Origin of the sequence: Microvirga aerilata, from assembly GCF_016743775.1 — a bacterium.
GTDB lineage: Bacteria > Pseudomonadota > Alphaproteobacteria > Rhizobiales > Beijerinckiaceae > Microvirga > Microvirga aerilata.
Window position 1 is genome coordinate 1 of record NZ_JAEQMY010000288.1, and the last position, 1,278, is coordinate 1,278.

Below are 1,278 nucleotides of genomic sequence, written 5' to 3' on the forward strand. Positions count from 1 at the left end.
GGGTTCATCATCCCAGCCTGAAGCGGCCTTCGAAGAGAATGGCGAACTGCGCTCTGGCCATGCTCCATTCCCGTGGCGGCATCTTCCACTCTTTTTGCGTCTGCCTCAAGACCAGGAACAACAGCTTGATCGCACTCTCGTCGGTGGGAAAGTGGCCGCGGGCCCGCACCGCCCGGCGCAGCTTGGCATTCAGCGCCTCAATAGCATTGGTGGTGTAGATGAGCCGGCGCACCTCCTCGGGAAAGGCAAAGAACGGGATCACTGCCGCCCAGTTGCGCCGCCAGGAGGCCGCGATGACCTCATACTTGCGGCCCCAGGCCGAGATTGCGAACTGCTCCAGGGCCGCCTGGCCGGCTTCAGCATCCTTGGCCCGGTAGATCTCCTTCAAGGCCGCCGCCACCGCTTTGCGATCCTTGTAGGAGACAAAGGCCAGCGACGAGCGGATCAGATGCACGATGCAGGTCTGGACCTGGGTCTCAGGAAACACTGCCGTGATCGCCTCAGGAAAGCCCTTCAGGCCATCCACCACCGCAATCAGCACGTCCTCAACCCCGCGGGTTCTGAGCTCGTTCATCACCCGCAGCCAGAACTTGGCGCCCTCGCTCTGCTCGATCCATAAGCCGAGGATCTCCTTGGCGCCGTCTGGACGTACGCCCAGCGCCAGGTAGACGGCCTTGTTGCGCACTGTACCCTCGTCGCGCACCTTGACCCGGAGCGCGTCAAAGAACACCAGCGGGTAGAGTGCCTCCAGGGGCCGGTTCTGCCACTCGGTGATCTCCTCCAGCACCGCATCGGTGACGGCGCTGACCAGATCCGGCGAGACCTCGATCCCGTACAGTTCGCGCAGGTGACCCTGGATCTCGCGCACGCTCATGCCGCGGGCGTACATCGACACGATCTTCTCATCAAAGCCGGGAAAGCGCCGCTGGTACTTGGCAATCAGCTGCGGATCGAAGGTGGCCAGGCGGTCGCGTGGGATCTCCAGGTCGATCTTGCCGGTGTCGGTGAGCACGCTCTTGCGGCCATAGCCGTTGCGGGTGTTGCCGGCCTCATTCTCCTGATCGAGATGATGATCCATCTCGGCATTCAGTGCCCTTTCGGCCAGAGCCTTCTTCAGCTCGTCGAGCAGGCCGTTCTTGGCAAAGGCTGATTTGGCCTCAGCCCCCGCTAGCAGCTGGTCGAGCAGGTGGTCGGGTATCCGGGGTTCCTTGCGGCGTGCCATGCGATGTCTCCTTCCAGATCATCGTAATGGCCCCACACGAAATTCCCGACAGTTCC

Annotated in this window: 1 protein-coding gene; it reads right to left on the bottom strand. The window is 62.5% G+C overall.

Translation table 11 applies throughout. From position 1 onward, the window contains the following. Positions 1-7 precede the first annotated feature (7 nt). Positions 8-1,222, bottom strand: coding sequence for an IS256 family transposase (locus tag JKG68_RS32390; RefSeq protein ID WP_202066540.1), 1,215 nt, complete (start codon positions 1,220-1,222; stop codon positions 8-10). Between the last annotated feature and the right edge of the window lie 56 nt (positions 1,223-1,278).

Coding starts and splice junctions, on each gene's coding strand:
- JKG68_RS32390 (WP_202066540.1), bottom strand. CDS start 1,222: ATGGCACGCCGCAAGGAACCCCGGATACCCGACCACCTGCTCGACCAG.